The organism is uncultured Rhodococcus sp. (assembly GCF_963525155.1).
Classification (GTDB): Bacteria; Actinomycetota; Actinomycetes; order Mycobacteriales; family Mycobacteriaceae; genus Rhodococcus_F; species Rhodococcus_F qingshengii.
Genome location: NZ_CAURKP010000241.1, coordinates 1 through 6,523, shown reverse-complemented (window position 1 = coordinate 6,523; position 6,523 = coordinate 1). Strand labels below are relative to the sequence as shown.

General features: G+C 62.0%; 7 protein-coding genes. 4 read left to right on the top strand and 3 right to left on the bottom strand.

From position 1 onward, the window contains the following. The coding region (infC, locus tag RWT78_RS26990; protein ID WP_314682125.1) for a translation initiation factor IF-3 at positions 1–335 on the bottom strand (335 nt) is incomplete at its 3' end. Between the two features lie 369 nt (positions 336–704). Between infC and RWT78_RS26985 the strand changes: the two genes are divergently transcribed. Then, positions 705–1,073 (top strand): DUF1844 domain-containing protein, encoded by a 369-nt coding sequence (locus tag RWT78_RS26985; RefSeq protein WP_021334031.1) that lies wholly within the window; start codon positions 705–707, stop codon positions 1,071–1,073. Position 1,074: 1 nt separating this feature from the next. Beyond that, positions 1,075–1,491, top strand: coding sequence for a DUF1801 domain-containing protein (locus RWT78_RS26980; protein ID WP_003944044.1), 417 nt, complete (start codon positions 1,075–1,077; stop codon positions 1,489–1,491). Positions 1,492–1,496: 5 nt separating this feature from the next. Here RWT78_RS26980 and RWT78_RS26975 read toward each other — a convergent pair whose 3' ends face one another. Next, entirely contained in the window at positions 1,497–2,207 is a 711-nt protein-coding gene (locus RWT78_RS26975; protein ID WP_314682120.1) for a WYL domain-containing protein, read from the bottom strand. A gap of 80 nt (positions 2,208–2,287) precedes the next feature. Here RWT78_RS26975 and RWT78_RS26970 point away from each other — a divergent pair, with 80 nt between their 5' ends. Beyond that, positions 2,288–2,995, top strand: a complete 708-nt coding sequence (locus RWT78_RS26970) for an alpha/beta fold hydrolase (protein WP_021334030.1) — start codon at positions 2,288–2,290, stop codon at positions 2,993–2,995. A 71-nt stretch (positions 2,996–3,066) separates the two neighbouring features. Here RWT78_RS26970 and uvrA read toward each other — a convergent pair whose 3' ends face one another. Further along, the gene (gene uvrA / locus RWT78_RS26965; RefSeq protein WP_024487477.1) at positions 3,067–6,027 is read right to left on the bottom strand and encodes an excinuclease ABC subunit UvrA; all 2,961 of its coding nucleotides are present in this window, start codon (positions 6,025–6,027) and stop codon (positions 3,067–3,069) included. A 174-nt stretch (positions 6,028–6,201) separates the two neighbouring features. Here uvrA and RWT78_RS26960 point away from each other — a divergent pair. Beyond that, positions 6,202–6,523, top strand: a 322-nt coding sequence (locus RWT78_RS26960; protein ID WP_314682117.1) for an MBL fold metallo-hydrolase, incomplete at its 3' end; no start/stop codon positions are given.

The following is a 6,523-nucleotide window of genomic DNA, read 5'->3' as shown; positions in this document are numbered from 1 at the left end:
GTCTCGTAGTCGTGGTCGTCGATCTTGGGTCGGAGCTTCTGCTCCTTGATGACCGTCAGCTGCTGGTTCTTACGTGACTCACGTGCCTTCTGTGCAGCCTCGTACTTGAACTTGCCGTAGTCCATGATCTTGCAGACCGGCGGACGGGCGTCAGGAGCTACCTCGACCAGGTCGAGGTCGGCCTCAAGGGCCAAGCGGAGTGCATCTTCAACACGCACGATGCCTACCTGTTCGCCGCCAGGTCCGACCAAACGAACCTCGGGAACGCGGATACGATCGTTGATGCGGGTCTCAGTGCTGATGGGGCCTCCTAGGTTGAACGGTGCGGTCTTCATGACCGCACGCAGCCCGTACCGCCCGCACCCCAACAAAAAAGCCCCGCTGTGATGATTGCTCATCCGCGGGGCCCGATGTCGACCGATCACATAAGATCCAGCTCACGCCGAAACCTATCTCCTCGACTGAGCGAGGAACCTGACGAAGAATGATCTCCGATAACAGGTGACCGGAACCACTGAACTGCAGTTTCACCTGCCGCGCAGAGGTGGGAGTCGGACTCCACTTGCTGCCCCCGAACAAGTCGGAGGCGGTCGTTGCAACAAGAGTAACAGGTCGCCACAGATGAAAGAAATCGGTGCCGCTCCCAGTGCTGCCGGGAGAGGCCCGATTCAACACCGTCACGGCCTGATGGAATCCTTACATCCATGAGTGAGAACTTCGAGGCAGAACAGAACACCGACGGCGCGAACCCCGACATCCGCGAACTCTCCGAAGTTCCCGCGGTCGAGGTCATCAGCCGCGCTGCAGTGATGCTGATGAGTTCGGCTGCCGAAAAACTCGGCCTCTCCGACGCCGATCCGTCTTCCAGCCCCTACCTGGACCTCGACGAAGCGCGTCGCGTCATCACGGCACTTGCCGGACTCGTTACTGCGTCGGTCGAATACCTCGGCCCTCATGCCGGACCCATCCGTGAAGGCCTCCAAGCCCTGCAGCGCGCGTTCCGTGAGGCGTCCTCGCACCCGGACGAGCCAGGAAAGGGACCGGGCGAGAAGTTCACCGGTCCGGTCTACTGAGTTGGCAACCGCCAACAAGACTCAACCGACGCCCGAGGACGTCGACGCATTCATTTCACGCGTCGACGACCGCAAACGCGCCGACGCCGTGGAGCTGATCTCCCTGCTGTCGGCCGCAACCGGCGAGCCTGCTGTCATGTGGGGCTCGAGCATCATCGGATTCGGGGCACGGCACTACCGATATGCGAGTGGCCACGAAGGTGACACCCCACTGATCGGATTCTCCCCCAGGGCCACCGCGCTCACGTTGTACTTGTCGCTGAACTTCGACGACTACACCGACACGCTCGCTCGCCTCGGCAAGCACAAAATCGGCAAGGGCTGCCTGTACGTCAAACGGCTGAGCGACGTCGATATGACGGCCCTGACCGAACTGATCACGGATTCCGTTGCCGCAGCCCGCAACATGATCGACTGAGTCACTCACCTACGGGGAGAAACAGGCCGAGCGTCTTCGGGCGGTTGCCCGAAGACGCTCGAATCGCGTGGTGTGAAGTGATCGTTCGTCAGCGTGGCCCGACGCATTCGATCGAGTCGAAACCACCGCACGGCGTCGCGCTCGCGACACCAGCCGATGAGAAACCACTGACCACGGTCCTGCGCCAGAATGTGCGGCTCAACTGCCCGCACCGTCTCCGCACCGTCCCCATCCACGTAGTGCAACGACACGACTCGACTCTGTTCGAGACCCTGCTCGACGGCCTGCCGGTTCGCGCGCGAATCCGTCAGAACCCCGCCGTCACCGCGAATCCACACGCGGCCACCGAGCTCGGCGACCTTGCGACGACTCTCCTCGTCCATCACATCGAGCAGTTTCGCCAGCGCTGCTCGCCCATCCGGCGCAAACGGAGCATCACCCATCGCCGTCAAGGCCAACGCGATCGAAACTGCCTGCGGAACAGTGAAATTCACCGGCGGCAGCGTGGCGCGACCCACGAGTCGGTATCCACCTCCGGGACCTGAGCGCGCTTCGATCGCCGCACCCGACATCATCAGCGTCTCGATATCCCTCTTGATCGTCCGGGTGGTGACACCGAATTCCTCGGACAATCGGGAGCACGTAGTCCCTCGATCGCCCTGTCGCCGAAGTTCCTCGACGAGAGCATGCAATCTCGCAGCTCGATTCACGTTCACCAGTGTCTCAGATTCCGATACCAAACGGTGACATAATTGGTGACACTCTGTTGTCACCAACCCGGGTGCACTGTAAGTACATGAAAACTCACATCGTTCTTGTTCCCGGATTCTGGCTCGGTTCATGGGCTTGGGATGCAGTACTCCCCCACCTCGAGCGTTCCGACACCCGCGTGACCAGCCTGACACTGCCCGGGCTCGACGCCGTAGACACAGATCGATCAGCGGTCACCTTCGACGCTCACGTCCGTGCAGTCGTCGACGCCGTATCGGACTCCGACGAGCGCACGGTCTTGGTCGTACACAGCGGCGCCGGCCCGGTGGGGTACGCCGTCACCGATCGCATCCCGGATCGCGTCGCTCGGATCGTCTACGTCGACTCGGGCCCCATGCCCGACGGCGCAGCGCTGCGACCGGATCTCGCTTCGGATGTCATCGAGATTCCGCTCCCCACGTGGGCAGAGCTCGAAGCGGACGGCAGCAGCCTCGAAGGACTCGACGAGAAAGCTCTGGAGACGTTCCGCGCCAACGCGGTCCCCGAACCGGCTGGGCCCGCGCGTGAGCCGATTGTCCTGACGAACGAAAAGCGCTACCAGGTGCCGTCAACCGTCGTTTGCAGCACCTTCCCCTCCGCGGTGATCGCCCAGATGGCCGACGGAGGTCATCCGATGGCCGCCGAACTGGCGAAACTCCCCGTGACGTACGTCGACCTCCCGACCGGCCATTGGCCGATGTGGTCGCGCCCCGAAGAGGTCGCCAACGTAATTCTCGAGGCCAGCACTTCCTGATCGACAAAGCAGTGATGCCGGGTCGATTCCGACCCGGCATCACTGACCGATTTCTACTTGCTCACGTTCTACTAGCTCACGGAAGCGGCTTTCTTCCGTGGCGCGGCCTTCTTTGCGGCAACTGCCTTCGTCGCACGCTTCTTGGTGATCGGCTTGGCCTTGACCGGCGCGTGCTGCGCGGTGAGAACCTCACTGAGGAACTTGCCCGTGTAGCTCTCGGGGACCGCGGCAACGTCTTCCGGCGTACCTTGCGCCACAACGGTTCCGCCGCCGGATCCACCCTCGGGTCCCATGTCGACGACCCAGTCCGACGTCTTGATCACGTCGAGATTGTGCTCGATCACGATCACGCTGTTGCCCTTGTCCACCAGACCGTTGATCACGATCAGGAGCTTGCGGATGTCCTCGAAATGCAGACCCGTGGTGGGCTCGTCGAGGATGTACACCGTGCGACCGGTGGACCGCTTCTGCAATTCGGCGGCGAGCTTGACGCGCTGCGCTTCACCACCGGACAGAGTCGGAGCCGGCTGACCCAGTCGGACATAGCCCAGGCCGACGTCGACCAGCGTCTTGAGGTACCGGTGAATTGAGGTGACCGGCTGGAAGAACTCGGCTGCTTCCTCGATAGGCATGTCGAGTACCTCGGCGATCGACTTGCCCTTGTAGTGGACCTCGAGCGTTTCACGGTTGTACCGGGCGCCGTGGCATACCTCGCAGGGCACGTACACGTCCGGCAGGAAGTTCATCTCGATCTTCAGCGTTCCGTCGCCGGAGCACGCCTCGCAGCGTCCGCCCTTGACGTTGAACGAGAATCGGCCGGGCTGGTAACCGCGGACTTTCGCTTCCGTGGTGGCCGCGAACAGGGTTCGGATCTTGTCGAACACGCCGGTGTACGTCGCCGCGTTCGATCGTGGAGTCCGGCCGATCGGAGACTGATCGACCTGCACGAGCTTGTCCAGCTGATCGAGACCGTTGATTCGTGTGTGACGCCCAGGTACCTGGCGTGCACCGTTGAGCTTGTTCGCCATGACGGTCGCGAGAATGTCGTTGACCAACGTCGACTTGCCCGAACCGGAGACACCGGTGACAGCGGTGAGAACACCCAGCGGGAAACTCACGTCGATGCCGTCGAGATTGTGCTCGCGAGCTCCGACGACCGTGACCTGGCGTTTGCGATCCACCGGTCGACGAATGGCCGGAACCTCGATGAAGCTACGACCTGACAGGTAGGCGCCGGTCAGAGATTCTTCACACGTCAGCAGTTCTTCGTATGGCCCGCTGTGGACGACCTTGCCGCCGTGCTCGCCGGCGTACGGTCCGATGTCGACTACCCAGTCGGACGTGCGGATCGTGTCTTCGTCGTGCTCGACGACGATCAGCGTGTTGCCGAGGTCGCGCAAGCGCGTCAGGGTTTCGATCAGTCGTCGATTGTCACGCTGATGCAGGCCGATGGACGGCTCGTCGAGTACGTACAGCACGCCGACGAGTCCGGAACCGATCTGCGTTGCCAAGCGGATTCGCTGGGCCTCGCCACCGGACAACGTGCCAGCGGCACGCGAGAGGGAAAGATATTCCAAGCCGACGTCGAGCAGGAACCCGAGTCGTGCCTGAACTTCCTTGAGGACCTGTCCCGCAATCGCCTCTTCGCGCGAGCCGAGAGTGAGGCTGTTCAAGAAGTCCGCGCAATCGGAGATCGACAGTTCACAGACCTCGGCGATGGACTTACTGCCGAAGTCTCCAGCCGCGATAGTTACCGACAGGATTTCCGGGCGCAGGCGAGCACCACCACACGCCGGGCACGGCGTGTCGCGCATGTACCCGTCGTACCGTTCCTTCATCTGATCCGATTCGGTCTGCTCGAGCCGGCGATGCAGGAACGGCATCACACCTTCGAACTCCGCGTAGTAAGAACGGGTACGGCCGTACCGATTCTTGTACCGGACGTGAACCTGCTCCTCGCTGCCTTCGAGGATTGCTTTACGGGCCTTCGCCGGCAACTTGTTCCACGGCGTCTTCATGTCGAAACCGAGGATGTCGCCGAGGCCGGAGAGCAACCGTCCGAAGTACTCCGAACTCTGGCCCATCGACCACGGCGCGATTGCTCCGTCTTCGAGACTCAAGTCGGGATCGGGAACCACCAGATCCGGGTCGACCTCCTTGCGGATACCGAGGCCGGTGCATTCCGGGCAGGCGCCATAGGGCGAGTTGAAGGAGAACGAGCGCGGTTCGAGATCGTCGATCGCGAGTGCGTGGCCATTCGGGCAGGCCAGCTTCTCGGAGAAACGACGCTCACGATCAGGTGCATTTTCTTCACGGTCGACGAAGTCGAGGACCACGATGCCTTCAGCCAAGCGAAGTGCGGTCTCGACCGAGTCGGTCAGGCGCTGCTTCGAACTCGCCTTGACCTGCAATCGGTCGACCACTACTTCGATGTCGTGCTTTTCCTGCTTCTTGAGCTTCGGCGGATCGGCCAGCGAATGGACGACACCGTCGACGCGCACGCGCGAGTAGCCCTGGGTGTTGAGCTGATCGAAGAGATCGACGAACTCGCCCTTACGAGTACGGACCACTGGTGCGAGGACCTGGAACTTGATGCCCTCCTCCATCTCGAGCACCTGGTCGACGATCTGCTGGGGCGTCTGACGTGCGATCTTCTCACCACACACCGGGCAGTGCGCCGAACCTGCGCGGGCATAGAGAAGTCGGAGGTAGTCGTAGACCTCGGTGATGGTGCCCACCGTCGAACGGGGGTTGCGGTTGGTCGACTTCTGGTCGATCGACACCGCAGGAGACAATCCCTCGATGAAGTCGACATCCGGCTTGTCCATCTGACCGAGGAACTGACGCGCGTATGCCGAGAGCGACTCGACGTAGCGGCGCTGACCTTCGGCGAAGATCGTGTCGAACGCGAGGCTGGACTTGCCGGAGCCGGACAACCCGGTGAAGACGATCAGGCTGTCTCGCGGGAGGTCGAGATCGACTCCTCGCAGATTGTGCTCACGCGCACCCCGCACGATCAGGCGATCCGCCACACCAATTCCCTTCATTGTCAATCGTCCGGGGCCGTCCCCCCGGAGAAGTCTCGAGTGGCTTCGCAAACGCGAGTCCTCGAGCGATCGTCATCGTAGGCCGAGCCACCGACACGTTTTTCTCACCAGGCGAGCCCATCGCTCTACCTGCCCCTATTCGAAGGTAGCCTGCGTTTCATGACGAATCAGCCCATCGTGATCGACGACTCCTACACCGGTCAGGTCTCCCCCGATTCTGCCCCTCAGCGGCGCACAGTCGAAGGCGCCGTCATCACGAAGATGTCGGTCGGCCCCATGGACAACAACACTTACCTCGTCGTCTGTTCCGCGACCGGGAAATCTCTCCTGATCGATGCGGCAAACGAGGCCGAGAAGATCATTGCGCTCATCGAACAGGAAGCACCTGTTTTCGATTCCATCGTCACCACCCACCAACACGGCGATCACTGGTTGGCTTTGCAGGACGTCCACGCTGCCACCAAGGTGCCGACCGCGGCTC